This is a genomic window from Ureibacillus sp. FSL K6-8385, assembly GCF_038593155.1.
Taxonomy (GTDB): Bacteria; Bacillota; Bacilli; order Bacillales_A; family Planococcaceae; genus Ureibacillus; species Ureibacillus terrenus.
The window spans coordinates 605,574-631,905 of sequence record NZ_CP151968.1; the positions used below are offsets into that span (position 1 = coordinate 605,574).

Annotated in this window: 20 protein-coding genes and 3 pseudogenes; 16 read left to right on the plus strand and 7 right to left on the minus strand. The window is 42.7% G+C overall.

Annotated features, from left to right (window positions below):
• Positions 1-14 precede the first annotated feature (14 nt).
• Positions 15-2,642, plus strand: coding sequence for an aconitate hydratase AcnA (acnA, locus tag NST62_RS02865; protein WP_141601644.1), 2,628 nt, complete (start codon positions 15-17; stop codon positions 2,640-2,642).
• A 43-nt stretch (positions 2,643-2,685) separates the two neighbouring features.
• Positions 2,686-4,146, plus strand: a complete 1,461-nt coding sequence (locus NST62_RS02870; protein WP_328219921.1) for an aldehyde dehydrogenase family protein — start codon at positions 2,686-2,688, stop codon at positions 4,144-4,146.
• Positions 4,147-4,334: 188 nt separating this feature from the next.
• Here the strand turns inward: NST62_RS02870 and NST62_RS02875 are convergent, their stop codons facing one another.
• Positions 4,335-4,850, minus strand: coding sequence for a 2'-5' RNA ligase family protein (locus NST62_RS02875; protein ID WP_141601642.1), 516 nt, complete (start codon positions 4,848-4,850; stop codon positions 4,335-4,337).
• A 68-nt stretch (positions 4,851-4,918) separates the two neighbouring features.
• Complete coding sequence (locus NST62_RS02880) at positions 4,919-5,644, minus strand: alpha/beta hydrolase-fold protein (RefSeq protein ID WP_141601641.1); 726 nt, start codon at positions 5,642-5,644, stop codon at positions 4,919-4,921.
• A 124-nt stretch (positions 5,645-5,768) separates the two neighbouring features.
• Here NST62_RS02880 and NST62_RS02885 point away from each other — a divergent pair, with 124 nt between their 5' ends.
• Positions 5,769-6,362 (plus strand): phosphatidylglycerophosphatase A, encoded by a 594-nt coding sequence (locus NST62_RS02885; protein WP_141601640.1) that lies wholly within the window; start codon positions 5,769-5,771, stop codon positions 6,360-6,362.
• A gap of 52 nt (positions 6,363-6,414) precedes the next feature.
• Here the strand turns inward: NST62_RS02885 and NST62_RS02890 are convergent, their stop codons facing one another.
• On the minus strand, positions 6,415-6,588 hold the full coding sequence (locus tag NST62_RS02890) for a hypothetical protein (protein ID WP_342463300.1): 174 nt from the start codon (positions 6,586-6,588) through the stop codon (positions 6,415-6,417).
• Positions 6,589-6,726: 138 nt separating this feature from the next.
• On the opposite strand from NST62_RS02890, the gene NST62_RS02895 reads away from it, so the two are divergent.
• The 8 genes from NST62_RS02895 (at position 6,727) to NST62_RS02930 (ending at position 18,360) form a co-directional block, all read left to right on the plus strand.
• Complete coding sequence (locus NST62_RS02895) at positions 6,727-8,115, plus strand: aldehyde dehydrogenase (protein WP_342463122.1); 1,389 nt, start codon at positions 6,727-6,729, stop codon at positions 8,113-8,115.
• A 272-nt stretch (positions 8,116-8,387) separates the two neighbouring features.
• Complete coding sequence (locus NST62_RS02900) at positions 8,388-9,863, plus strand: UDP-N-acetylmuramoyl-L-alanyl-D-glutamate--2,6-diaminopimelate ligase (RefSeq protein WP_141601638.1); 1,476 nt, start codon at positions 8,388-8,390, stop codon at positions 9,861-9,863.
• 179 nt (positions 9,864-10,042) lie between these two features.
• On the plus strand, positions 10,043-11,620 hold the full coding sequence (locus tag NST62_RS02905) for a peptide chain release factor 3 (RefSeq protein ID WP_141601637.1): 1,578 nt from the start codon (positions 10,043-10,045) through the stop codon (positions 11,618-11,620).
• Between the two features lie 255 nt (positions 11,621-11,875).
• Complete coding sequence (locus tag NST62_RS02910; RefSeq protein WP_141601636.1) at positions 11,876-12,961, plus strand: SDR family oxidoreductase; 1,086 nt, start codon at positions 11,876-11,878, stop codon at positions 12,959-12,961.
• A 296-nt stretch (positions 12,962-13,257) separates the two neighbouring features.
• Positions 13,258-14,055, plus strand: coding sequence for a TerC family protein (locus NST62_RS02915; protein WP_342463123.1), 798 nt, complete (start codon positions 13,258-13,260; stop codon positions 14,053-14,055).
• Between the two features lie 88 nt (positions 14,056-14,143).
• Positions 14,144-15,493 (plus strand): potassium transporter TrkG, encoded by a 1,350-nt coding sequence (locus tag NST62_RS02920; RefSeq protein ID WP_342463124.1) that lies wholly within the window; start codon positions 14,144-14,146, stop codon positions 15,491-15,493.
• Between the two features lie 830 nt (positions 15,494-16,323).
• On the plus strand, positions 16,324-17,775 hold the full coding sequence (locus tag NST62_RS02925; RefSeq protein ID WP_328215580.1) for an ATP-binding protein: 1,452 nt from the start codon (positions 16,324-16,326) through the stop codon (positions 17,773-17,775).
• Between the two features lie 135 nt (positions 17,776-17,910).
• A complete protein-coding gene (locus NST62_RS02930) occupies positions 17,911-18,360 on the plus strand; it encodes a MarR family transcriptional regulator (protein WP_141601632.1) in 450 nt (149 codons plus the stop codon).
• Here the strand turns inward: NST62_RS02930 and NST62_RS02935 are convergent.
• Positions 18,349-18,590 (minus strand): annotated as a pseudogene (locus NST62_RS02935) (IS5/IS1182 family transposase); the annotation flags it as partial. The gene NST62_RS02930 and the pseudogene NST62_RS02935 overlap by 12 nt on opposite strands.
• Before the next feature lie 106 nt (positions 18,591-18,696).
• Between NST62_RS02935 and NST62_RS02940 the strand changes: the two are divergent.
• Positions 18,697-19,932 carry an IS256 family transposase gene (locus NST62_RS02940; protein WP_342463125.1) on the plus strand — a complete coding sequence of 412 codons (1,236 nt, stop codon included), beginning with the start codon at positions 18,697-18,699 and terminating at the stop codon, positions 19,930-19,932.
• A 306-nt stretch (positions 19,933-20,238) separates the two neighbouring features.
• On the opposite strand, the gene NST62_RS02945 is transcribed toward NST62_RS02940, so the two are convergent.
• Positions 20,239-20,769, minus strand: a complete 531-nt coding sequence (locus NST62_RS02945; protein ID WP_342463126.1) for a hypothetical protein — start codon at positions 20,767-20,769, stop codon at positions 20,239-20,241.
• 287 nt (positions 20,770-21,056) lie between these two features.
• Here NST62_RS02945 and NST62_RS02950 point away from each other — a divergent pair, with 287 nt between their 5' ends.
• Positions 21,057-21,482, plus strand: coding sequence for a hypothetical protein (locus NST62_RS02950; RefSeq protein WP_342463127.1), 426 nt, complete (start codon positions 21,057-21,059; stop codon positions 21,480-21,482).
• Here the strand turns inward: NST62_RS02950 and NST62_RS02955 are convergent.
• Positions 21,474-22,444, minus strand: a pseudogene (locus NST62_RS02955) (IS1182 family transposase); the annotation flags it as partial. The gene NST62_RS02950 and the pseudogene NST62_RS02955 overlap by 9 nt on opposite strands.
• 150 nt (positions 22,445-22,594) lie before the next feature.
• On the opposite strand from NST62_RS02955, the gene NST62_RS02960 reads away from it, so the two are divergent.
• From NST62_RS02960 to NST62_RS02970, 3 genes are all read left to right on the plus strand, one after another.
• Positions 22,595-23,158: a DUF6431 domain-containing protein gene (locus tag NST62_RS02960; RefSeq protein WP_011229674.1), complete on the plus strand. Its 564-nt coding sequence runs from the start codon at positions 22,595-22,597 to the stop codon at positions 23,156-23,158.
• 142 nt (positions 23,159-23,300) lie between these two features.
• Complete coding sequence (locus NST62_RS02965; RefSeq protein WP_141603373.1) at positions 23,301-24,548, plus strand: IS481 family transposase; 1,248 nt, start codon at positions 23,301-23,303, stop codon at positions 24,546-24,548.
• Positions 24,541-25,341, plus strand: coding sequence for an AAA family ATPase (locus tag NST62_RS02970; protein ID WP_011229854.1), 801 nt, complete (start codon positions 24,541-24,543; stop codon positions 25,339-25,341). Before NST62_RS02965 ends, NST62_RS02970 begins: the two co-directional genes overlap by 8 nt.
• 197 nt (positions 25,342-25,538) lie before the next feature.
• On the opposite strand, the pseudogene NST62_RS02975 reads toward NST62_RS02970, so the two are convergent.
• Positions 25,539-26,219 (minus strand): annotated as a pseudogene (locus NST62_RS02975) (transposase); the annotation flags it as partial.
• Between the last annotated feature and the right edge of the window lie 113 nt (positions 26,220-26,332).

A 26,332-nucleotide genomic window follows, 5' to 3' on the forward strand; every position in this document is an offset into this window, starting at 1 on the left:
TTGGGGGGAAATGAATGAACAAGGAAACCATTGTGACGGAATTTGAAAGCTTCCAAATCAATAGTCTTCGCCGGTTGGGAAGTTCCGCCTCATTTTCGGAGCTGCCTTATACAGTTCTGATTTTGCTGGAATCCATCATCCGGAACCGGGAAAAGACCGGGATTGGCGAGGAAGAGCTGGAAGAAATATTGAAATCTGCAGCGGAGAAAAAAAGGATGGATATCCCGTTTGTTCCGACGAGGGTGATAATGCAGGACGCTTCGGGGATTCCCGCTTTGGTCGATCTGGTTTCATTGAGGGGGAAAGTGAGGGATTGGGGGATGGATCCCTCACATGTCCATCCGGAAATACCGGTCGCCCTAGTGATCGATCACTCCGTCCAAGTGGATGATTACGGATCTGAAGGGTCCTTTGAGAGAAACTTGAACCTTGAATACGCACGCAACAAGGAACGCTACGGGTTATTGAAATGGGCCCAAAACGCCTTCAAAGGTTTATCCGTCGTCCCTCCTGGAAACGGAATCATCCATCAGGTAAATTTGGAGTATTTGACGAAAATTATTGAACTGGATTCAAAAACCAATATGGCTTATCCGGAATTGATCATCGGTACTGATTCCCATACGACAATGGTCAATGCTTTGGGGGTTCTCGGCTGGGGAGTCGGGGGCATTGAAGCGGAGGCCGCGATGCTGGGGCTTCCGATCAGCATCGCAATGCCGGAAGTGATAGGCGTTGAAATAAAGGGACGGCCCAAGGAGGGAGTAACCGCAACGGACATTGCTTTGACGTTGACGCAGATGCTTCGCAAGCGCAACGTAGTCGGAAAATTTGTGGAATTTTTTGGTCCCGGATTAAAAGAACTTTCGGTTCCCGATCGCGCGACCATTTCGAATATGGCTCCCGAATATGGGGCGACTTGCGGTTTCTTCCCGGTGGATGAGGAAACATTAAAATATTTGCGCTTGACGGGCAAACCGGAAGAGGATGTGGCCCGCGTCGAACACTATTGCAAAGCCCAGGGATTGTTCTATACAGGGGAAAATTCCCGAAATAAACAATATGACGACGTTTTGGATTTTGACTTGGGAATGGTTGAGCCGAGCGTTGCCGGGCCGAAACGTCCGCAAGACCGGATTCCGCTGCAATTGACAAAAGATTCGTTTCCCGTTCCCCTATCTTCGGGAAGCGGGAAAAAGGCAATCGTCAATGGGGTGACGCTTGAAGACGGATCGATTGTTATCGCGGCGATCACGAGCTGCACGAACACATCCAATCCTTTCAATATGATTGGGGCGGGATTGCTGGCCAAAAAGGCGGTTGAACGGGGATTGTCGGTTTCTTCGGCGATTCAGACCAGCCTATCGCCCGGTTCCAAAGTGGTGACGGGTTATTTGGAAAAGACGGGATTGATGCCGTATTTAGAAAAATTGGGATTTCATTTGACCGGTTACGGTTGTTCGGTTTGCGTCGGAAATACGGGAAGCCTGGATCCTGCCGTTGAACACGCTGTTCAGCAATCGGATTTGACCGTCGCGGCCGTGCTGAGCGGTAACCGCAATTTTGAAGGGCGCATCCACCCCCTTGTCAAAGCGAATTATTTGGCTTCCCCGCCGCTCGTCATTGCATATGCGATAGCCGGAACGATGAATATCGATTTGACAAGCGAGCCCATCGGAAAAGGAAAAAATGGCGAAGATGTATATTTGAAGGATATTTGGCCGAAATCCGAAGAAATCATCCGCCTGATCGGCCAATCCATATCATCGGATTTGTTCCAAACGGCTTATCGGAATATCTTCGCCGGAAATGAAAAATGGCAGGCCCTTCCGTACAAAGAACAGCCGGTGTTTGAATGGGATGAACGATCCTCCTACTTTAAGCCATCCCCGTTTTTCGGCGATGCGGAAGGAGAAAGGGCCGGCAATATTGCCGATGCCCGTGTGTTATTGGTGCTAGGCGATTCGATTACAACGGATCATATTTCCCCTGTAGGCAGCATCCCAAAAGACAGCATTGCCGGAAAATATTTATTGGAACAAGGGGTTGCGGCATCCGAATTCAACACTTTCGGTTCCAGGAGAGGAAATCATGAAGTGCTTGTCCGGGGAACGTTTTCAAATATACGGCTGAAAAATGCTCTCAGCAGCAGGACGGGCGGCTATACCCGCCATTTTCCGAGCGGGAAAGAAATGGATGTTTATACGGCAGCCCAATTGTACAAAAAGGACAATATTCCGTTGATCATCATTGCAGGACAAGAATACGGCACAGGAAGCGCCCGCGACTGGGCGGCGAAAGGAACGTATTTGCTCGGTGTCAAAGCGGTGATTGCGGAAAGCTTCGAGCGCATTCACCGGAGCAATCTGGTCATGATGGGCGTTCTTCCCGTTCAATTTATGCCGGGTGAAAACGCTGAATCCCTGCAGTTGACCGGTGAAGAACTGTATAACATTTACGGTTTGGAGGAGCCGCTCGCTCCATTCAAAAAAGTGGAAGTGGAAGCGGTGAAACAGGATGGCTCGAAGCGGGTCTTCCAGGCCGTTTTGCGTTTGGATACGAAACATGAAATTGAACTTTACCGAAAAAGAGGGATTTTCAGAAGCATAATTCAAAAATGGAAACAACAAGTGAAAGTATAGCGGCTCAAGCCGTTTAAAAAACAAGCGGGATGGGGGAGAAAGAATGACAATAACGGTGCAAAATTTCACAAGACAATATATTAATGGCCAGTGGAGGGAAGGGGGAAGCAGCGGCATCATAAAAAATATCAACCCTTACACAGGTGAGGAACTTTTGACCATCAAAGGGGCAAACCATGCTGATTTGGACGATGCATACAGTGCGGCGCAAAAGGCTCAGCCCATCTGGGAGTCGATGCCGTTAATCGAAAAAAAACGGCTGTTTGAACGTTTAATCGATGTGCTGCAGGAAAAAAGGGAAGAAATTATCCAATGGCTGATTCAGGAATCGGGCAGCACTTTGTTGAAAGCGACGTCCGAATTTGAATCTTCCTTAAGGATGGTGAAGGAATCCGCAAGTTTTTTGACGCGCATAAAAGGCGAAATTCTGCCTTCCCATATTCCTAATAAAGAAAACCGGGTTTACCGCACGGCCAAAGGCGTTATTGGCGTGATCGGCCCCTGGAACTTTCCGTTCTTATTGACGATGCGTTCCGTTGCGCCTGCGATAGCTGTCGGAAACAGCGTGGTCATTAAACCCGCCTCAGATACGCCTGTCACATCGGGATTGATGTTTGGCGTAATATTTGAGCAGGCAGGTTTTCCGGAAGGGCTTGTCAATGTGATCGTTGGCCGGGGCTCTGAAGTCGGAGACGCTTTTGTATCCCATCCAATCCCATCGATGATATCATTTACCGGCTCGACGGAAGTGGGCCGCCGGGTAGGTGAGCTGGCAGGCAAGTATTTGAAGGATGTGGCGCTTGAACTGGGCGGGAATAACGCCATGATTGTACTGGATGATGCGAATATTGAAAAGGCGGCAAAGGCAGCGGCTTTCGGGAAATTTATGCATCAGGGCCAGATTTGTATGGCTTTGAACCGCATTATCGTAGACGAGTCCGTCCATGATGAATTCGTTGAAAAATTTGTTGACATCGTCAAGAAGCTCCGGGCGGGCAATCCGGTGGAAAAAACGACTTTTATTGGTCCGCTGATCAATCAGCAGCAAATCGAGCGCATTCAAAAGGACGTGCGGGACAGCGTAGCGCAAGGGGCAATGATTGTATTGGACGGGCCGGTGAAAAATCTGGTTATGTCGCCAATCGTGCTGACAAACGTGACAAATGATATGCCGATTGCAAAAAATGAAATTTTCGGTCCTGTTGCTTGCATCATTAAAGCGAAAGATGAAGAGGACGCGATCAGGATTGCAAATGATACTCCTTATGGTTTAAGCGGCTCGGTATTTACAGCCGATATCCACCGGGGCGTGGAAGTGGGCAAAAAAATGAAGACAGGAATGGTCCACATCAATGATCAGTCGGTCAATGACGAGGCCCATGTCGCATTCGGCGGGGAGAAAGATTCGGGCATTGGACGCTTCAACGGTGAGTGGGCAATTGATAAATTCACGACAGCAAAATGGATCGGAGTTCAAAGCGGCTACCGCGAATATCCGATTTGATATACTAAAACTAAAGGAAAAAGCTCCCCTCTTCTGCGCAGGGGAGCAAAATTTTGCTCCGACGCAACATTCCCGGATGGAGAATTGAAAAACTGCACCCTGATTGTCGGGGTGCAGTTCATTTTCTCCATTATAATTTGAATAAATGGGCGATTTCCGGCGGCCGGGTTGGAGTTCGCAGGTTTTCATCATGATTCTCCGGTTAATTTATAGGTTTCATATGTCGTCCAGGATCCGTCTTCCAATTGATAGATGAGATGTATCCGGTCAATTTCTTCTTTTTCGTTGATGCCGATCATGCGCAATTGCGGAAAAATGTCATCATGTTCCGTTTCGGTCAAATCTCTGGCGATGGTGATGTGGGGAATGAAGACATGTTTTGGTTTGCCGATATTAATCTTGTTATATAAATCTTCGTGAATTTTTTGCAATTGCTCTGTCAGTTCGATTTTAAAATAAATCACGTTTGTCGCCGGGAAAAACGAACTGACTTTCGAAGCGTGAATTTCGAGCGGACCATATTGATCGGCGATGGATTTGATTTTATTGGAAATTTCTTCGATTTGCGATTCTTCCACATCAAAAGGCTCTTTCAACGTGATATAGGGCGTGATTTTTGTATAATGGGAATCGTATCGCTTCCGGTAAGTATTCGCCAAATCCTGCAATTTTTTAGATGGAAAAGCCACAACGCTCAACTTCATCCGCTTTCCTCCCTGAAATGCAAATTTTACTTAAGTATAGCAAAATATGCTCGGAAGATGCACGATTTTTATATTCCAAAAGTATTGCTGAGGGCTTTTCTTAGTTCCGGTTTCCACGTTTTCCACGTATGATTTCCTTCCAGCTCTTCATAAATCATATGCCGATAATTTTTGGATACCAGCAATTGATGCAATTTCCGGTTCGGTGTAAGGAAATCTTTGATGTCTTTGTAAAAAGTGACGGCTTCGTCTTCTTGCTTTCCGACCGTATGATAAATAATCAAAGAGTCCCTTGTCGGTGTTTCTTCGACAATTTTTAATACCGAATCATCTACATAGGGAGATTGCAAGATGACTTTTCCAAAAATATTCGGATATTTTAAAGCGGCCAGAAGCGAAACGGTTGCGGCCATGGAATCTCCAATCAACCCTCTGCTTGCTGCGGTACCTGCTGTCGAAAATTCCTTGTCGATGAACGGCACTAGTTCATGGGCCAAAAAATTCAAATATGCTTCATGCTGATCTCCCGTTGGGATGTATTTCCGTTTGCGATCTTGCGCATTCTTATAAGGAATTCCCACAATAATCAGGTTTTCGATTTCATAATCTTCAATTAATTCGTCGGCGATATGGGAAATTCCCCCCAATTGGAAATAGTCTTTTCCATCTGACGCGATCAAAGTGTTGTATTTATTGAATGGAGTATAATTTGCCGGAATATATATGAATAAATCAAATGTTTCATCAAGATGAAAGCTGTGTAGCGAAATTTTTTGTATAGTCCCTGTTTCCACCATTAGTCCTCCTTTAAATCCAGTTCATTATTGTATCACAACTTGAAAATATCATGTATTATGAAATAAGCGAATATTTTTACATTACAAATAGAAAAATCCAATAAGAAGCGGGGATTCAAATATGAAAAAAAACAATAATAGAAGGGTTCATTCTCACGATGTGACGAAAGCAGCAAAGGAAGCATTGCTGAGAAGAGGAGTAAAAATTGAAGACATTGCGGAAATCGTTTATGAAATGCAATATCCATATAACGATGGCTTGACGCTGGAACATTGCATCAAATCCGTTGAGCGGGTTCTTTTAAAACGGGAAGTGCAGCATGCGATTCTGGTTGGGGTGGAATTGGATCAACTGGCGGAGAAAAAGATGCTTTCCCAACCGCTGCAATCCATCGTGGAAAGCGATGAAGGGCTCTTTGGCGTGGATGAAACGATTGCCTTGAGTTCTGTACTGACGTATGGCAGTATTGCGTTAACTACCTATGGCCATTTGGATAAAAATAAAATCGGCATTATTAAAAAGCTGGACACGAAATCCGGCAATGGAGTCCATACATTCTTGGATGACCTGGTGGCGAGCATCGCGGCTTGTGCCGCAAGCCGGATTGCCCATAAATTGAGGGACTTGGAAGAAGAGGGGGAAACCTTCAAAAGCGTTCCTCCGCATGAGTTGGGACCTGAAGGGGAAATGCTGCCGGTCGATGATGAACCTTGATCAGCAAAACAGGCTGGGTTTTGATGCCCAGCCTGTCCATTTATTTCAATATTTAATTGGCCATTTCCAAATTTGTATCATTTTCTTCATCTTCATTCGTCGATTGCCCTTTGAAATACAAAAAGGATTCGTCCTCCAGCTGATGGATTTTTTCTTCATTGATACCGATTGCCAAGGGTCCTGTAAACACGTCTTCCCACCAATATTTTGTCGTGACCATCATCATTTGCCCCCTCTTCATGGAAGTTCTTGTGAAGTATGCTTGTTTGTCAACTGGTAGTTCTTCAGCAAGTTGTAGTAATATAACTTGTAGTAATCAGTATGGGCAAAAAAATTTTTTTTTATGTATTTTTGGAGGGAAATCATGAAACTCGATGCACATGAAGTAGAGAAGATGATTGAGGAGCAAAAAGAATTTTTTTATTCCGGGCAGACGAAGGAGATTGAATTTCGAAAAAAGCAATTAGCGAAACTGAAAAGGGCGATTCAAGAACATGAAAAAGAAATACTGAAAGCATTGAATCTGGATTTAGGAAAAAGCGAATTTGAAGCATATTCCAATGAAGTGGGGTTTGTCCTCAACAGCATCCGGCATATGCTCAATAACATCGATGAGTGGGCGAAACCGGTGGATGTCCGAACCCCTTTCCATTTTCAGCCGGCCAAAAGCTTCATTGTCAGAGAACCTTATGGCGCCGTATTGATCATCGGCCCATACAATTATCCTTTTCAGTTGGTCATGGAGCCGTTGATTGGAGCCCTCATCGGTGGAAATACGGCAATCGTTAAACCTTCCGAAGCGGCCATTCATACAACGGAAATCATCAAAAAAATCATTGAAGATACTTTCGAATCCCGTTACGTGCGGGTTGTCGAAGGGGGGGAAGAGGAAGTCAACCTTTTGATTCATGCGCCTTTTGATTATATTTTCTTTACCGGTAGTGTGTCCGTCGGAAAAATTGTGATGCGCGCCGCCGCGGAAAATTTGACGCCCGTCACCCTTGAGCTGGGAGGAAAAAGCCCTGCGATTGTGGATGAAAGTGCCGATTTGGACGTTGCGGCAAAAAGAATTGTTTGGGGAAAATTTAATAATGCCGGGCAGACATGTGTGGCGCCGGATTATGTGCTTGTTCATTCTTCCATTCATGATCGCTTTATCCAAAGATTGAAGAAAACCATTGTCCGCTTTTACGGAAAGGATCCCCAAAAAAGCAAAGATTATGGACGGATTATTAATGAGCGCCATTTTGACCGGCTTGCAAAATTGCTCCAATCGGAGAAACATAATATCGTTTTCGGAGGGAGAGCAGACCGGAATGATTTATATATGGAGCCGACCATTTTTAAGAATATCCGTTGGGATAGCCCAATCATGGAGGATGAAATCTTTGGACCTCTTTTGCCGGTTATTCAATATGAAGATTTGGCAGCGGCGATTGGCCGCATCCGAAAGCTTCCCAAGCCGCTGGCAGCCTATCTCTTCTCGGAAAATGGACGGCATATCGATTATTTTATCCGGGAGTTGCCATTTGGCGGCGGTTGCATCAATGATACAGTCACTCATGTCGCCAACATCCATTTGCCTTTTGGCGGCGTCGGCCCATCCGGAATCAACCGATATCATGGAAAGGCAAGTTTCGAAACATTCACCCATGCAAAATCCATCATGAAGCGTTCCTCCAAATTCGCCAATGATTTATTATATCCGCCTTATAATCAAAAAGTAAAGCTGGTAAGAAAAGTGTTGAAATAATTGGAATATTGGGCAGCTATTGTGCTGGAAAACGGGATATTATAAAATATATTGATTGAAAATTCCAAAAAAACGGAAGGAATCAAACGCAATTCGACATATTTCGAAAAAATTCGTTTTTTTAGACGTTTTCCTTTTGTCGGATATTCCCCATTTTTGATATGATAATTAACATTAAATAATATTTTTTAAAAAGAACAGTGGAAGTACATGGTTCAATTAACAGTGATTTTTATCCAAACTAAGCATTTGGTCAATACGGAGGAAGAAAGATGATCACAGAAGAATTATTGAGCGTCATCCCAATAAAACATGTAATCGGACAATTGCCGAATACGATTAAAGATATTTCGAACGATTCAAGAAGCGTACAACCAAAAAGTTTGTTCGTTTGTATAAAAGGTTATACAGTGGACGGCCATGATTTTGCGCAAGATGCGGTAAACCAAGGGGCAACGGTGGTGCTTGCCGAAAGACCGCTGCAATTGGAAGGTAGCGTGGCTCAGGTGATTGTACCGGATACCAATCGCGCATTGGGGCTTATATCCGCCAAATTTTTTGATTATCCCTCCAAAGATTTGACGATGATCGGGGTAACGGGAACAAACGGCAAGACGAGCGTTTCGAACATCATCCACCAGATGTATGTCGGATTGGGGGAAAAATCCGCTTTGTCAGGGACGATCGGTTTTAATTTAAACGGCGTTCTGTATGAAACGGCCAATACGACAAGCGACGCGTTGAGCACGCAGCAGATGATTTTCCGGGCAAAGATGGAAGGCTGCTATTCCATGGTCATGGAAGTGTCTTCCCATGGTCTATCATTGGGAAGACTTGCTGGAGTTGATTTCGATGTGGCCGTATTTACCAATTTGACCCACGATCATTTGGATTTCCATGGCACCATGGAAGAGTACGGGTATGCCAAAGGCTTGTTATTCTCTCAATTGGGACAAGATTTAACGAAAAATAAAGCGGCGGTGTTAAACGCGGACGATCCGTGGTCCAAAAAATATGCGGCCATGACGCCTTATCCGATTTGGACGTATGGATTGAAGAACGAAGCGAACTTCCGCTCGGAAAACTGCGAATATAAAGATGGGCTCACAACCTTTGATATGATTACGCCGGAAGGAAGATTCCCGGTGTCGATGCAATTGTTGGGCGAATTTAATGTCTACAACGTGTTGGCTGCCACGGCTGTCTTATATTCCCGCGGTTATCCGATCGATGCAATCATTGAACAAATTGAAGTGCTGGAGCCGGTACGGGGAAGAATGCAAAAAATCAAGACCGATTTGCCTCTACATATATTTATCGATTACGCGCATACGCCTGATGCCATTGAAAAAGCCATCGATGCGGCCATGCCGTATAAGAAGCCCGGAAATAAATTAATTTTCCTTGTAGGAACCGGCGGAAACCGGGATAAATCGAAACGTCCTGCCATGGCTGAAAAGGCATCCAGAGCGGATTATGTCGTATTGACAACCGATGACCCGCGTTTTGAAGATTATGACAGTATTACAGGGGATTTGGCAAAAGGAATGCTCCACAACAATTATGCCTGCATCGGCGACCGGGCGGAGGCTGTACGCCATGCCATCTCCGTTGCCGAACCGGGAGATGTCATCATTTTCGCAGGGAAAGGACACGAAGATTACCAAATTATCGGCAACAAAAAATATCCTCACAGCGATGCGGAAATCGCATTGGAAGCAGCAAAATTAAAATTTGTTAAAGGATAAAGAATCCCTTTCCAGCCGTCTCAAAAAGATTGAGGCGGCTAAAATTATGGTGAACATCCAAAACTAAATAACATCCAATTCACAAACCGGGTTTTTCACCCCTGAAAGCAGAAAAAGGTTGTCGAAACAGGGCCGTTCTTTTATTATTGTTTACGTATGAAAAAAGGAGACGCAGAAAGATGAACTCAGATGTAAAACAAGAAATTTTAAAACGCAGAACTTTTGCAATCATTTCCCACCCGGATGCCGGAAAAACGACGTTGACGGAAAAGCTCCTGCTTTTTGGAGGAGCAATCCGTGCCGCGGGAACGGTCAAAGGAAAAAAGACCGGAAAATTTGCTAAAAGTGACTGGATGGAAATTGAAAAGCAACGGGGAATTTCCGTCACATCCTCCGTGCTGCAATTCGATTATGACGGTTATCGGGTCAATATTTTGGATACGCCTGGGCACCAGGACTTTTCGGAGGATACATACCGCACGCTCATGGCGGTGGACAGTGCGGTCATGGTGATTGACGCGGCAAAGGGGATTGAATCGCAAACGATTAAATTGTTCAAAGTTTGCCGCATGCGCGGAATCCCGATTTTCACATTCATCAATAAATTGGATCGCCAAGGGAAAGAACCGCTTGAATTGATTGAAGAAATCGAGGAAGTTCTTGAAATCCAAGCCTATCCAATGAACTGGCCGATCGGGATGGAGAAAGAGTTTTATGGCATTTATGACCGCTTCCATCAGCGGATTGAACAATTCCGCGCCGATGAAAGCGACCGGTTTTTGCCATTGGATGAAAATGGGGAATTGGCAGTCGATCATCCGATGAAGGAAACTTCCTATTACACACAGGCAATGGATGATATCCGCCTGCTGGACGAAGCGGGAAATCCTTTTTCAGAAGAAGATATTCTCCGCGGCGAGTTGACGCCGGTATTTTTCGGTTCCGCCTTGACCAACTTTGGTGTGCAAACTTTCCTGGAAACTTACTTGCAGTTTGCCCCTGCTCCGCAGCCGAGATCGACGGATGAGGAACAGTTGATTGATCCGATGGAGCATGAAGATTTTTCCGGATTTATTTTTAAGATTCAGGCCAATATGAACCCGGCCCATCGTGACCGGATTGCTTTTGTCCGAATCGTATCCGGAAAGTTTGAACGCGGTATGAACGTTACGTTGGCCCGCACCGGGAAGACATTTAAAGTGACCCAATCCACGCAATTTTTGGCGGAAACCCGCGAGACGGTGGATGAAGCGGTGGCGGGGGACATCATCGGCCTTTACGATACGGGAACATATCAAATTGGCGATACGGTCGTTGGCGGCAAGAAAATTTTCCAATTTGAAAAATTGCCGCAGTTTACGCCGGAACTTTTTGTGAAAGTCAGTCCGAAAAACGTCATGAAATCGAAACAGTTCCATAAGGGAATCTTGCAGCTTGTGCAAGAGGGAGCGATCCAGTATTATAAAACTCTTCATACGGAAGAAATCATTCTTGGCGCGGTAGGGCAATTGCAGTTTGAAGTGTTTGAGCACAGAATGAAGAATGAATACAACGTGGAAGTGGTCATGCAGCCAATCGGATCCAAAATTGCCCGTTGGATCAAAAACGAGGAAGATGTAAAAGAATCGATGTCTTCTTCCCGTTCCATGCTAGTGAAAGACCGTTTCGGCAAACTGGTCTTTTTGTTCGAAAACGATTTTGCGTTGCGCTGGTTTTCCGAGAAAAACGAGCATATCCAATTATATAGCTTGTTATAAGCAAGCGGTATTTTCTATTCATAAAAAAGAGCGGATGTGGAAATATTCCTTTTCCATCCGCCTTTTTTTATGGATAGACTAATAAAGTTGAAGACAAAGGGTAAAGATTTATTGTGAACTTGCACTCTTATTTCTGATGAAAATAAACAATCTCAAATTTATTGACAAATATAAAATACAATGAAGAATAAAAGGAAAATGGAAACATTTCAGAGAATATATAGTTACTAGAAAAAGGTGATGGAGGATGCGGCGATGGCGGTTCATTTTTTCACAGGTTTTCCCGGCTTTATAACAAGACAGTTGGTTCGTGAAATGTTTTCAGCAAATGTGGCGGACTCCGTTTATGTATTGGTGTTAAAAACGGAAAGGGAAAAAGCGGAAGAGGTGCGGAGGCAGCTATTGGAAGAATATCCCGGACGGACCATTGAAATTTTTGAAGGCGATATCACATTGCCCAATTTGGATTTGAATGAAGAAGCGATAGAAAAAATTGTTCAGGAAACGCAATATTTCTGGCATTTGGCGGCGATTTACGATTTGGCGGTCCCACGGGATGTGGCATGGAAAATCAATGTCCATGGAACCTCCAATGTGAATGATTTCGTAAAAACACTGCCCCGTTTGAAACGGTATATGTATTTCAGCACCGCTTATGTGGCCGGGAGAAGGGAAGGGGTTATTCTTGAAACGGAGCTGATTCGTCCCGATTCCTTTAAGAACCATTATGAAGAAACGAAATTTGAAGCGGAGCTGTTGGTGAATGACTTGGTGGATGAAATTCCGTTGACCATCATCCGGCCGGGCATTGTAATCGGGCATTCGGTTACAGGGGAAACAAACAAATTTGACGGTCCATATTTCTTTTTAAACTTGATCGATCGTATCAGCTTCCTTCCCTTTATTCCTTACATCGGGAAATCCACGGCGAGGATTAACGTCGTGCCTGTCGATTATGTTGCAAAAGCGGCCATTTACCTTTGCCAAAATGAAGAAGCGAGCGGAAAAACGGTTCATTTGACGGATCCGAATCCGCATCCGGTACAGGAAGTATACAGGACGATGGTAAAAGAAATGACAGGAAAATTTCCGAAAGGAAGAATCCCGCTTTCATTCGCTAGAGCAGGTCTGCAAATGAAATCCGTTCGGACGATGCTCGGAGTGGAAAAAGAAACGATCGACTACCTGACTTGGCATGCGGATTTCGATTGTTCGATTGCCTTGGCATTGTTATCAAAAGGAAATATTACATGCCCTGATTTTTTGAAAATAATACCTGCAATGGTGCGGTTTTACAAAGAACATAAACACAATACACAATTTCAAATTCCCATCAAATAAAATCAATTGCAATTGGATTTTTCGGATGTTATACTTGTTTTACGGAAAATCGAATATTGCCATTGACACTGTCAAAGGGGAGTAGCTATAAGTATTTAGCCTGTCTAAATACTTACTTCATATTCGTCATTACATGGCAGTTTGCCATCGGATATGAAAGCAAATTGATTGAAATTTGCTTAGCAAGACCTTTGCCTATTAGGCAAAGGTTTTTTCTTTTGCCTAAAAATGCTTTCTTCCTAAAATAAGTAGAAGTGAATTCGGTTGGGCATACAAACATTAAGGAGGAGTATTCTGTGGAAGCAATCATTTTGGAATATTTGTGGGTCTTGGTTGTTCTTGTGATGCTGGAAGGGTTATTGGCAGCGGATAACGCAGTGGTCATGGCTGTCATGGTGAAACATTTGCCGCAGGACCAGCAAAGAAAAGCGCTGTTTTATGGACTGTTTGGGGCATTTATTTTCCGCTTTGTGGCGCTATTCTTAATTACAGTATTGGTAAATTATTGGGAAATTCAGGCAATTGGTGCCGCTTATTTGTTGTTTATTGCCGTTAAAAATATTTACGAAAAGAAATTCAAGAAAGAAGAACAAGAAAAGGCGATTGACCAACATCTGCAAAAAGGGAAAGGCTTATGGGCGACCGTTTTAAAAGTGGAGTTTGCGGACATCGCATTTGCGGTGGATTCCATGCTTGCTGCCGTAGCCATCGCAGTTACATTGCCGAAAGTGGGGGATTTCCATATCGGTGGAATCAATGCGGGGCAATTTACAGTGATGTTTCTTGGCGGCATCATCGGGATGGTTTTAATGCGTTTTGCAGCGCAATGGTTTGTCAAATTGTTGAACAACTATCCGGAGTTGGAAACGGCGGCTTTCTTGATTGTGGGATGGGTCGGCATTAAACTGGTTGTTTTGACATTATCCCATCAAAAAGTCGGCGTATTGCCCCATGATTTTCCACATTCAGCTCCTTGGGAAATTACATTCTGGGTCGTTTTGGTTTCCATCGCTCTTGGGGGATGGATTACGAGCGTTGCCAAGAAAAAAAAGCATAAAAAAGAAGGGGCGGAATCAGGAGAGGGACAGCTGTAGCAGCTGTCCCTCTTTATTTTCTGTAATTTTTTTCTTATACTACTTATACTACTAAAATGTATCTTTGAGGATAAAGAGGGCGAAACCAATGGCAACCAAGTCCATAAAAACTAAGCAAATAACGCCTTTTCAGCTGCTGGTGGCATTTTATTTTCTTGCCATACTGTTCTCCTTCTTGTTATTGCGCATTCCGGCAGTCTATCAGGAGGGAAAGGAAGTATCGGCCCTTGATTCGCTTTTTACGGCGGTGAGCGCCATCAGTGTAACGGGACTGACCGTTTTTAATGTAGCGGATACGTTTACAAATTTTGGGGTGCTTGTATTATTGATCATCGTGCAATTGGGTGCGATCGGTGTAATGTCTTTTGGCACCTTTATCTGGCTGCTCATCGGCAAACGGATCGGTTTGAGGGAAAGACAATTGATCATGATCGATTTTAATCAGCCTCAGCTTGCCGGTGTCGTCCGGCTCTTGAAAGAAATCATCAAAATTTTGTTTTTGATCGAAACCGTCGGCACGCTGATTTTAAGCATCCATTTTTTGAGATACTTCGATACTTGGCCGGAAGCCTTTAAACATGGTTTGTTTGCCGCGATTTCCGCAACGACAAACAGCGGATTTGACATTACCGGTGAAAGTTATAAGCCTTTCTACTATGACTATTTTGTCCAATTTATATCAATGATTTTAATTGTGCTTGGGGCAATCGGGTTTCCGGTGCTTGTCGAAGTGAAGCATTATTTGACGAAGAAAGATCCGGCCTTCCGCTTCAGTTTATTCACGAAAATTACGACGGCGACATATGGCGTATTGTTTGTGGTAGGGGCCGTTGTGATTCTCATCAGCGAATCGTTTTATTCAATGAGAGGCCTGCCGTGGCATGAAAGACTCTTTGCTGCGATGTTCCAATCGGTTTCTACAAGATCTGCGGGTTTGACGACGATAGACGTGGAATTGTTCAATGAAGCGACGGACATTTTTTTGAGCTTTCTAATGTTTATCGGTTCATCTCCCAGTTCTGTAGGCGGCGGGATTCGGACAACCACTTTTGCGATTGCCATGTTGTTTTTGATCAATTTTGCCAAAGGAAGAAAAGAAATCCAGGTTTTTGGCAGGGAAATCTGCCTGGATGACATATTGCGGTCGTTTGTGGTGATCATTTTGGCCGCCTTCATGGTGTTGATGGCCACTATGGTATTGGTAATGACGGAGCCATATGCGACAACAACGGAAATCATTTTTGAAATCACATCCGCCTTCGGTACTTGCGGGATGAGCCTTGGAATTACGGAAAATTTATCGGGCGCCGGAAAGTTGATCATCATGGCGCTAATGTTTATTGGAAGGGTCGGTTTGATTTCATTCCTATACACTTTGGGAGGGAAAGCTCAAAAACCGAAGTATCGATATCCGAGAGAACGTATCATTATTGGCTAGAAGAAGGAACATCGGCTTATCCGAGGGGATGATGAAGGTAGGGTTTCTTTTTGTAGGATTGTAAAAATTTGATATTTCTGTAGAAAGAAAAAAGAATGCCCGATTGTGGATTTTTTGTGGATAAGTCAGTGGATAAGTTGGGATGAACTATCTGAGTCTTAAGACCTTAATGGTGCATGCAAAAAATATCCATAAATAAAGGGATAATAGATTGCAATGGAAATGGAGCAAATTCAAAAACGATCATCCAATCATGGGTTGGATGATTTTTTTATGGCATACTCGCAAGAAAAAATTTTTCCATAATAAATGGCCAAAGTTATAATCGCAATGATTACTTACATAAAATACAAGCATGCCAGTATTTCCTGTATTCTGATACCGCATTATTAGAATAATCTGAAAGTTTTCCTGCGAATATGAATACTTTTGTGCCTTATGTCATAATGTTGTGCAGGAAAAATTTTTTATAATAAAATAATTTAAGTAAATTAATAAGGTGAAGATTTGAAGATGGATTGAAATGAAAATGATTCAAAGGTATTATAGCTGTTTCTGCAATTAATTAATAAAAGGTAATTTTTACATAGACCATTGGTTCTATAATTATCAAAAAAATATATAGAAAATAAAATAAATGATATTAAAAAATGTCCAAAATTTGAAAATCAGTATATTATACTTATTTTATTCTTAATTATTTTATGAAATAATTTTTGTACAAAACCTAAATTAAGAAAATTTCGTAAAGTTGGAATTGAATGAATAGATTGTAGATAGAGAGAAAATGAGAATGAGATGAGTGAGTGGGGAAGGATGGGTGTTTCAAGATGAGCAACGCTACAATCATACCTCTGTTGGAAGAACTGTTCCAATATGAAGAACCTTTTTTAATACTGAATTCTTCGGGTATTATTGAGTCCATCAATCATAAAGCCGCCAATATCCTCAACTTGGATGAAGAAATCGGGAAGCCGCTTCCTATGGACGAGTTGTCCCGGTCCCGTTGGCATTCATTTTTGAAAAGGGTGCAGCAAGAAAAATATTCCTTTACTTCACTGAACATCAAAGGAAAAGATTCACGGTACAAAGAAATCAAAGTATTCGGAATGTTGATAAAAAAGAAGAATTTGATTTTCCTGAAAATATTGAACGAAGCTTTTGATTGCAAGCTTCAATTGGATGGGAGAAGTTTTCTGAACGATTTGCCATGCGGCATCATATTTTTCAAAGGAAATTCAATCATTGAAATCAATTCGCAAGCGATTGAATTATTAAACCTTGATTTGGAAAACATTTTCCATCTATCCTTTGATGCTTTTCTTTCCCAATATTTTGATAATAGCTTTAAAAAGTTGCAATTCATATCGGAATTAAAAACATTCGGACATGCATCTTTTGAAATTGCTCGAATGAACCGTGAAAATAAAGACAAGTTTTTATCATTGGATTGCAAGTATTTTTATTATATGGATTTGACAGTCGTATCCATCATCGACAAAACTGAAACGGTCAAGCTGCGGCAAAAAGTGAAAGAAATGGAGCATCTTAGCGAAATCGGAAAATTGTCGGCAACCATTACCCATGAAATCCGGAATGTCGTGACTTCATTGAAGGGTTTTATGGAACTATTGAAAGGAAATACAACGGATGACGGAAAAAGATATATCCAAATTATCGAAAATGAGATGGAAAGAATGGAATCCACCCTTTCAGAAATCTTGTATTTGGCGAAACCGTCAAAAACGTACCACGAAAAAATTTCGCTGCTCCATGTGGTAAAGGAAGTCATTCAAATCATGCGGCCACAAGCCGATTCAAATGATATTGCCATTCGGTTGATTGCAGATGAAAACTGCGATTATGCGATGATCGGCAGCGTCAATCATTTAAAACAGATGTTCATCAATTTAGTAAAAAATGCGATTGAAGTCATGCCAAATGGTGGAACAATTACAATAGAGCTCAAACATCGCCATAACAAGATCCAGGTTTCCGTACAAGATGAAGGAAGCGGAATTCCAAAAGAATATTTAAACAAATTATTTACGCCATTTTTTACGACAAAAGACGACGGAACAGGATTGGGACTCTCGCTTGTAAAAAAAGTGGTAGACGAACATCATGGAAAAATTGCAGTAGAAAGCAAGGTCGATGTTGGTTCTACCTTTATTTTAGAATTTTATAGTTATACTGAGAATTATACTAGGTTTTATTACGATGACAATCAATTGAAAAAATGGCTGAATGCCCAAAAATATAATTCTATTCAAGTAAATTGAGAATTGCTGAATCGACTGAGGAAAATAAACAGCCTAAAGGGGATTTGGCGCGGCCCGTTATAGAGCGACTTTGACAAATCTTTTCCCAAATCGCTATAATGCTTTATAGATATAGTATAAAGAGGATGATTTGTCTTGTCGCCAAATAACGATATTAAACAATCGCTAAAATTGTATATAGTGCTGTCACGGGCAAATAAAGCAATCAATGAAGTGACAAACCAGTTTTTTCAACAAAACGGCTTAAATCCTACGGAATTTGCGGTTCTGGAATTGTTATATCATAAGGGAAGGCAGCCGTTGCAAAAAATAGGAAGCAAAATTTTGTTGGCGAGCGGTTCCATTACCTATGTGGTCGATAAACTGGAAAAAAGGGGATTGATTAAGCGGGTTTCTTGCCCGACGGACCGCCGTGTGACTTATGCCGAAATTACGGAAGAGGGCGCGGCGTTTATGGAGAAGATTTTCCCCGAACATGAAAAGAACTTGCATGAATTGATGAGCGCTTTGACTCCGGAAGAAAAGGAAACCGCCATTGAATTGTTGAAAAAATTGGGGTTATCCATAAAAGATTTATCTTATTGAAATCGTAATAAAAAGAGGCTGGGACAAAACTAGCTTCAAAATAGGAAAAAGGAGAATTTGAGCCAACTCAAATTCTCCTTTTTCCATTTCTCTCCATTATTTTTGGTCAGTTGATCTTTGTTGGCCGTGTATTTCCGTAAATTCACGGCCATTAAGGCAATCCCCATTTCATTTTCCACCTTCGATTTTCCTCGGACGGAAAATCGAGTGAAACGCAAATTAGAGTTAAGTCCATATAATTGTGTAAAAAGGGAAATAGAAAAAGAGCCATGTTGCTTCCCCTTTGGTAGAATAAACAGTGGACCAAAAACACCAAACATAAGGAGGAATGCAACCATGGCTCAATATCATATTACCCTAAATGATGAACTTTTGCACGGGTTATTCACCAGAGATGAGGGATTAGCTAAGCTATTGGAACAAGTCCTCAATCAAATCCTCGAGGCACAAGTAGAAGAACAGCTGGGAGCTCGCCGTTATGAACGAACGGAAGAACGAAAAGGCTATCGAAACGGTTCGTATCCACGCCAGCTGACGACCCGGGTAGGACGGTTGACCTTGCGCGTTCCACGGACAAGAGATGGGGAGTTCTCTACGGAACTGTTCCAACGGTATCAACGGAGCGAACAAGCACTGGTACTGGCACTAATGGAAATGGTGGTAAACGGGGTGTCTACCCGAAAAATCACTCAAATCACGGAGGAATTATGCGGCACTTCGTTTTCCAAATCCACGGTCTCCTCACTGTGCAAGGGACTGGATCCGATTATCCAAGACTGGAATTATCGTTCCCTTCATGAACACGTGTATCCGTTTGTGCTAGTAGATGCTATTTATACGAAAGTCCGGGAGGATGGACGAGTACGCTCCAGAGCCGTGTTGATCGCTACAGGAGTGAATGAGGAAGGATATCGAGAAATTCTTGGCCTGCAAATCGGAAACAGTGAATCGGAGTCCAGCTGGAGCGAGTTCTTCGGATGGCTGAAAGACCGGGGACTCCGGGGAGTGGACTTGATCATCTCGGATCAGCACGGTGGGCTGGTGCAAGCCATTGAAAAGCATTTCCAAGGCGCTACATGGCAACGATGCCAGACACATTTTATTCGTAATATCCTCGATGCCGCACCAAAGTATATGCAGCATGCCTTGCTCGAGGAGATTCGTGGGATTCTTCATGCTCCAAATAAGCAAACGGCCCGGCTGTTATTGGAACAAGTGCTGGCCAAATGGGAAGAAAAAGCCCCAAAAGCCATGCAAATCCTCGAAGAGGGATTCGAAGACGCCACCGCCGTATTGGACTATCCGGACCGTTACCGGCGGCGCCTGCGCACGACCAACGGAGTGGAACGGCTGAACGAAGAAATTCGCCGCAGAGAACGGGTCATTCGCATCTTTCCGAACCGGGAATCGGTGTATCGCCTCGTTGGTGCCGTGTTGATCGAAATCGATGAAAAATGGATGTCAGGGCGCAAATACAAGGGATTGGCTGAATATTGGCAGTGGCGGAAAACGAAAGAGCAAGGAGTCCGATCGGTGAATCAGGAGGCTCCGGCGATCAAGAGAATGGGATAACCTCTACGCCGTGTCAAGGAGAACGTGGAATACCTCGGAAGCGAGGATATGCCGCGAAAGCTCCTTGACACGCCTGTTCCTTGACAACATGATCATTTGTCCGGGAAGGCGACCGGCAGGGAGACTTTCCGGTCTTACCTACCATACGTCAAGTCATCAGGTCCATGTTGTCTATCAAAGGGGAATTTACACAATAATTTGGACTTGACCCAAATTAGCCTTCAAGAATCCGGTCCTTTTGCACATTTAATAAATAAAATAACAGAATGAAACTGTCGAAACCAATCTTATTTTAAATTAAAGGTTTTATTTCTTTAAATGTTTTTCAGGATTCAAATCTTCTAAATACCATGTAAGAGGAACTGCGAAATTGTCTTTCTCTAATTCTGTTACATTATTGTCTCCACTGGCATCAACTAAGAAAATTTTTTCCTCTGATTCTAAACCAAAAATATTTTCTGATGAAACATATCCCTGTAAACTAGTATATCCTATGAAATTACTTCCATCTTGAGATAATGACTTGTTCAATCCTTTAATAGCATGAGTGATTCTGTCGCCATTACTGTCTATTGATCTTGCTTCCAATTCTTCAATATTAACATTGTATTTTTCAGTAATTGTTTTAACTTCATCAAAACTTAATGGTTCAGCAAAAGTAACTGTGACTGCAATGTCATTAATTTTTTTATTAGATTTTAATTTCTTAGTTATCTCTTTTTGTTTTGATTTATATTTTGTAATCCCATCTTCTGTTGGTTCAATAGCTTTATATTCAGTAATGACTTGAGAGTCAGATTGAGAATTTGTAGTACTTGTTGTATTAGATACCGGCACAGTTGTACTAGCTACTGCTTTTAGACTTTTTGTTAAATAACATGATGACAGTCACTGCTACAGTAAAAAATGTTTTTTTCTTCACCAAAATATCCCCTATTCCTTTGAAATAATTCCATATATATCGATATATACCAATGATTAGGTTATATGCAAAGAATAATATCCAAAAATTCTTAATTTTGTAAAAAAACATTTAAATTGTTTGAAAAAATCTAATTTTATTTTTTAAAAATTATTTTTTTTGTTAAAATTGAAACTACTATATTGGGAGAGGGGAAAAAAGGATGAAAAAGAAAAATTTGATTATACTGGCAGTTATAAATTTTATTATAGTCTTTGCATTATTGAATGATAATTCAGGGTATGTTGAATTTAATGAAATCATAATGCTGGCTATTTCCTTTGTATTTTTTGTTATTTTGATAGAATCTATAAATTCAAAAAGAAGATTCAAATTCGTTATCAATACACTCATCTACATTGCATATTTGATTATAATCATGCTCGCTGATTTGACAGTTGATCATTTCATATTTTCTTTTAAAGATATTGTATACGATGGTAGACCTTTAACTCTATTAGAAGAAATTGCTGAATATAAAGATGATATGTTGGTAATTACTTTGTACATTATTGTTCCATACATTATTTTGTATTTCATAGTTTACACAATTAAATTTTTCAACAAAAAAAAACTAGCTTCAAAATAGGAAAAAGGAGAATTTGAGCCAACTCAAATTCTCCTTTTTCCATTTCTCTCCATTATTTTTGGTCAGTAGATCTTTGTTGGCCGTGTATTTCCGTAAATTCACGGCCATTAAGGCAATCCCCATTTCATTTTCCACCTTCGATTTGCCTCGGACGGAAAATCGAGTGAAACGCAAATTAGCCTTCAAGAATCCAAAAACTGGTTCTACGTCCATTTTACGTTGACGGAAAATAGAACCTGCTTTTTCTTCTGAAAGCTTCGCTCTTACATATTCTTTTTGTCGTTCCCATTTTTCATTCACCATGACTTTTCGGTGGTTGCCTTCCTTTGCTTTTGTACATGAAGAACGGAATGGACATCCCGAACAGTTTTCACATTCATAGATTTTCAATTCTCGTTTGAAACCGGTCTTATCGGTACGTACAGAACGATATCGGAAGGTTACCCGCTGCTGATTCGGACACGTGTAGGTATCACTTTCTTCGTCGTACGTCCAATTGTCTGGATGAAATGGGTTTTGTTTATATTTCTTCTTTTGTTCTTTCTCATACATGGTATATGGAATAAGTGCCTCACATTTTCGATTCGAAAGGATGTCCTCATAGTTCTGTTCACTACCATAACCAGCATCTGCGACAATATTTTTGGCAATGGAAAATAATGCTTCTCAATCTCATTCAAGAACGGAATCAATGTACGTGTATCGGTAGGATTTGGAAAAATGCCATAAGCCAGTGCGTATTGACCTTCTGTTGCGATTTATACGTTGTATCCAGCCTTCAATTGACCGTTTTTCATATAGTCGTCTTTCATTCGCATGAACGTCGCATCTAAGTCTGTTTTGGAATAACTATTCCGTTCACCCAAGATTTCGAAGTCTTTTTGATACTTTTGTTTACGTAAAATCAAGTCAATCAACTGTTTGTACACTCGCTTCGGATATTTCCGTTCGCTTCTTAATTGTAAATTATCACTTTATTTCCGCACAAAAAAGACTCTTTTTTGCACATTCCTTCGGAATATCCCTCTCCCCCTTTCCGAAAGAATGTGCTAAATTTTTTGTGAATTATTTCGGAATGGGACATGGGTGATTTCCAGAGGGGGGACGAGGACGTGATTCGGTTTCATGACTTTCAGGTCGATGTCCAGACATATGCCCAGCGGGGAAAACAAAACGACTTTCCCCTTCTTAAGCGGTGCCCTCATTGCCAGGCAAAACGCCCTCTTTATCGCCATGGGTACTACGAACGAAATGCCGTGACGTCGCATCAGTCTTATCGCATTTGGATCGCTCGGTATCGCTGCCCGGAGTGCAGGAGGACGGTGGCCGTGTTGCCTTCATTTCTTCTCCCTTATTTTCAGTATACGTTGCCCACCATATGGAGAGTGGTGAAAGAACGGTTGGGCCTGACTCCGAAACGGGGGATGGAGGAGGCTCCACTCCTTCCTACGGATGAAGGGGTTTTATTTTATGTCCGACGTTTATTCCGAAATTTGAACCACCTTCATTGGTTTTTTGCGGAGCGCTGGAGAAAAATTGGTCCTGCCATCGCCCAAGCGAGAGAACGAGCCCTATGGTGGATCCAGACGATGGAGGAGATCGGCCTCTTTTTCGTCATCCAAGAGATATGGGAGCACCGATCGACGCATCTTTTTGCACGTACATTCAGTTCCTGATTTTACTTATATCCCCTTATATGGAATCATTTATAGATTCCACAAACCTTTCCTCTCGACGGTCGGGGGAATGATCCGATAGGATAGAGACAGGATGGACCGATAAGGTCCTAGAATGGGATGAACGAAGGAGGAGATCGAAATGAATGAGTCGATGAGACAGGAGATCGCTTTATTTCGGTATGGATTGATCGCTCCATTGGTGAATGGACAAGTCGATCCAAAAACGTACTTGAAGGAAGTAGCGGAACGGATCCATCAAGTTCCCCACCATGGAGAGAAACGCATCGCCGCCAAAACGATCCTCGACTGGTGCACGCAGTACAAAAAAGGGGGCTTTGAGGCGCTGAAGCCGAAACGACGGTCGGACCGTGGCCATTCCCGGAGGCTGTCACCTGAAGAAGAGGATCACATTTTAGCCCTGAGAAAAAAACACCCCCACATGCCCGTGACGGTGTTCTACGAACACCTTATCGAGCAGGGGGAAATCCAATCCATCTCTTATTTCACTATATACCGACTTTTAAAAAAATACAACCTCGTGGGGAAAGAAATTTTACCGATTCCTGAACGAAAACGATTCGCGTACGATCAGGTCAATGAGCTCTGGCAAGGTGATTTGTCCCATGGCCCGTTGATTCGCGTGAATGGCAAAACGCAAAAAACGTTTTTGATTGCCTATATCGATGACTGCTCGCGGGTCGTGCCGTACGCTCAGTTTTTCTCTTCCGAGAAATTTGACGGGTTGCGGATCGTAACCAAGGAAGCGCTGCTTCGATACGGAAAGCCGAAGCGAATTTACTCGGATAACGGCAAGATTTATCGGGCGGAACCCTTGCAGTACGCCTGCGCGGAGTTAGGGATCACCTTGATCCATACCCAGCCGTACGATCCGCAAAGCAAAGGGAAAATCGAACGATTTTTCCGCACCGTACAGACGCGGTTTTACCCGTTGCTCGAAATGAATTCACCGAAGTCGCTCGAAGAGCTAAACGAGCGATTTTGGAAGTGGTTGGAGGAAGATTACCATCGAAAACCGCATGCCTCGTTGAACGGGAAGACGCCACATGAAGTGTTTCAATCGCAAGTCCATTTGGTGTCGTTCGTCGAGGATTCGGATTGGCTCGACTCGATCTTTTTGAAACGCGAATACCGTAAAGTGAAGGCCGATGGTACGGTCACGTTGAACAAGCAGCTGTATGAAGTTCCGCCCCGGTTCATCGGACAATCGATCGAACTCCGTTATGATGAACAAGGCGTGTATGTGTACGAAGACGGTCAACGGGTCGCCGAAGCGGTCCTTGTTCGCTTCGAGGACAATGCCTATGTGAAACGCCATCGGTCACCGTTTGCGGCGGTTCCGGTAGAGGGAGGCGAAAACGATGTATAAAACGTTTTATTCCCTTTCCCGAGAGCCGTTTTCGAAGGAGACGAATCCACCAGAGGCTTATCAAGGGGCCTCGTATCAAGAGGCCCTCGCCGCTTTGGACTACGTGAAACGAACAAGAGGGATCGGGCTATTGATCGGTGAACCAGGGGCCGGCAAGACATTCGCCCTTCGGGCGTTTAAGGAATCCCTGAATCCGTCACTGTATCACGTCGTTTATTTTCCATTGTCAACGGGAAGCGTGATGGACTTTTATCGCGGCCTTGCCTTCGGGCTCGGGGAAGAGCCGAAATACCGCAAGGTCGACTTGTTTTATCAAATCCAACAAGGGATCGAGCGCTTGTATCATGAACAACGGGTAACGTCAGTGTTCATCCTCGATGAAATGCATTTAGCGAAGGATGCCTTTCTGCAGGATATCGCGATCCTGTTCAACTTTCACATGGACTCAACAAATCCGTTTGTCTTGATTTTGGCGGGGCTGCCCCATTTACAGGCAAAACTACGGTTGAATCAACACCGTCCGCTTCACCAACGAATCATCATGCGATACCAGATGGGGCCTCTTGATAAGGAAGAAGTGGTAGGATATATCGAACACCGCCTGAAACAGGCGGGGGCGAAACACCCGATTTTTACCCCAGCTGCCTTAGAAGCGATCGCCCTGCAGTCGCAGGGGTGGCCGCGGATCATCAACAACCTCGCCACCACTTGCCTGTTATACGGCGCTCAATTAAAAAAACATATGATTGACGAAGACATTGTGCGTATGGCAGCCGAAGAAATGGGGTACTGACACAGCAGGGGCTGATCGGCCCCTGTTATGTTTCATCCCGATCCATCCTCATTCTAGTTAATCATCCGAAATAATGTGCAAATGTTCGGAAATAATCTGCAAAACCTGGAATAATTCGCAAAGATTTTGCACATTATTTCAGAATCCGTCCGAAATAATTTGAAAAAGGGATTCTGAAATAATGTGCTAATTTACATTAATGCTTTTCGTTCTGTGGCATCGGGCGATGCTTCTATCTTTTGGTCATATTCCGTAATCACTTCATCGACTTGTTGCACCATTTGAGCGAGTTCTTCAACGGACAGTTCTCCCTCATTTTCCCGCTCCATTTCAGGGATGATTTCCTTCTCTAACAGTTCGTTGTAGAGCTGATTGGATTTTTCAATTAAGCTTTTGTTGTATTTTTCAATGGATTTTTTCCACACAAAAGTAAATCGGTTGGCATTCGCTTCAATCTTTGTACCGTCAATGAAAATTGCTTCTTGATCAATTAATTTTTCTTCCACCAGTTGGCAACGGAATTGGACAAAACATTGACGAATTAATTCTTTTACTTCCGGATGTACACGAAAACGATTGATTGTCCGATAACTTGGTTCATAGCCTTGTGCCAACCACATCATCCGAATACTGTCCTTTAAAAGGGCTTCAATTTTCCGACCTGAAAAGACTGATTGGGAATAAGCACACAAAATAATTTTTAGCATCATGCGTGGATGATAAGCAGGACAACCTGTATTTCGAAGAAACGGCTGAAAGGCTTCATCGGGGATACTTTCAACTAAATGGTGAATGTGGAAGGCAATATCATTTTCTTGTAATTTTATTTCTAAATCTAGAGGCAAAACTAATTGATTCATGTTATAATATTTGAACATAAGGACCCTTCTTTCTGTTAGGTTTGGTGTGGTAACTTAATTTTAACAGAAGAGGTCCTTATTTTTATTGAAAAAATGAAGAACAGCCCATGAAATTTCATTCCAAAATTTCA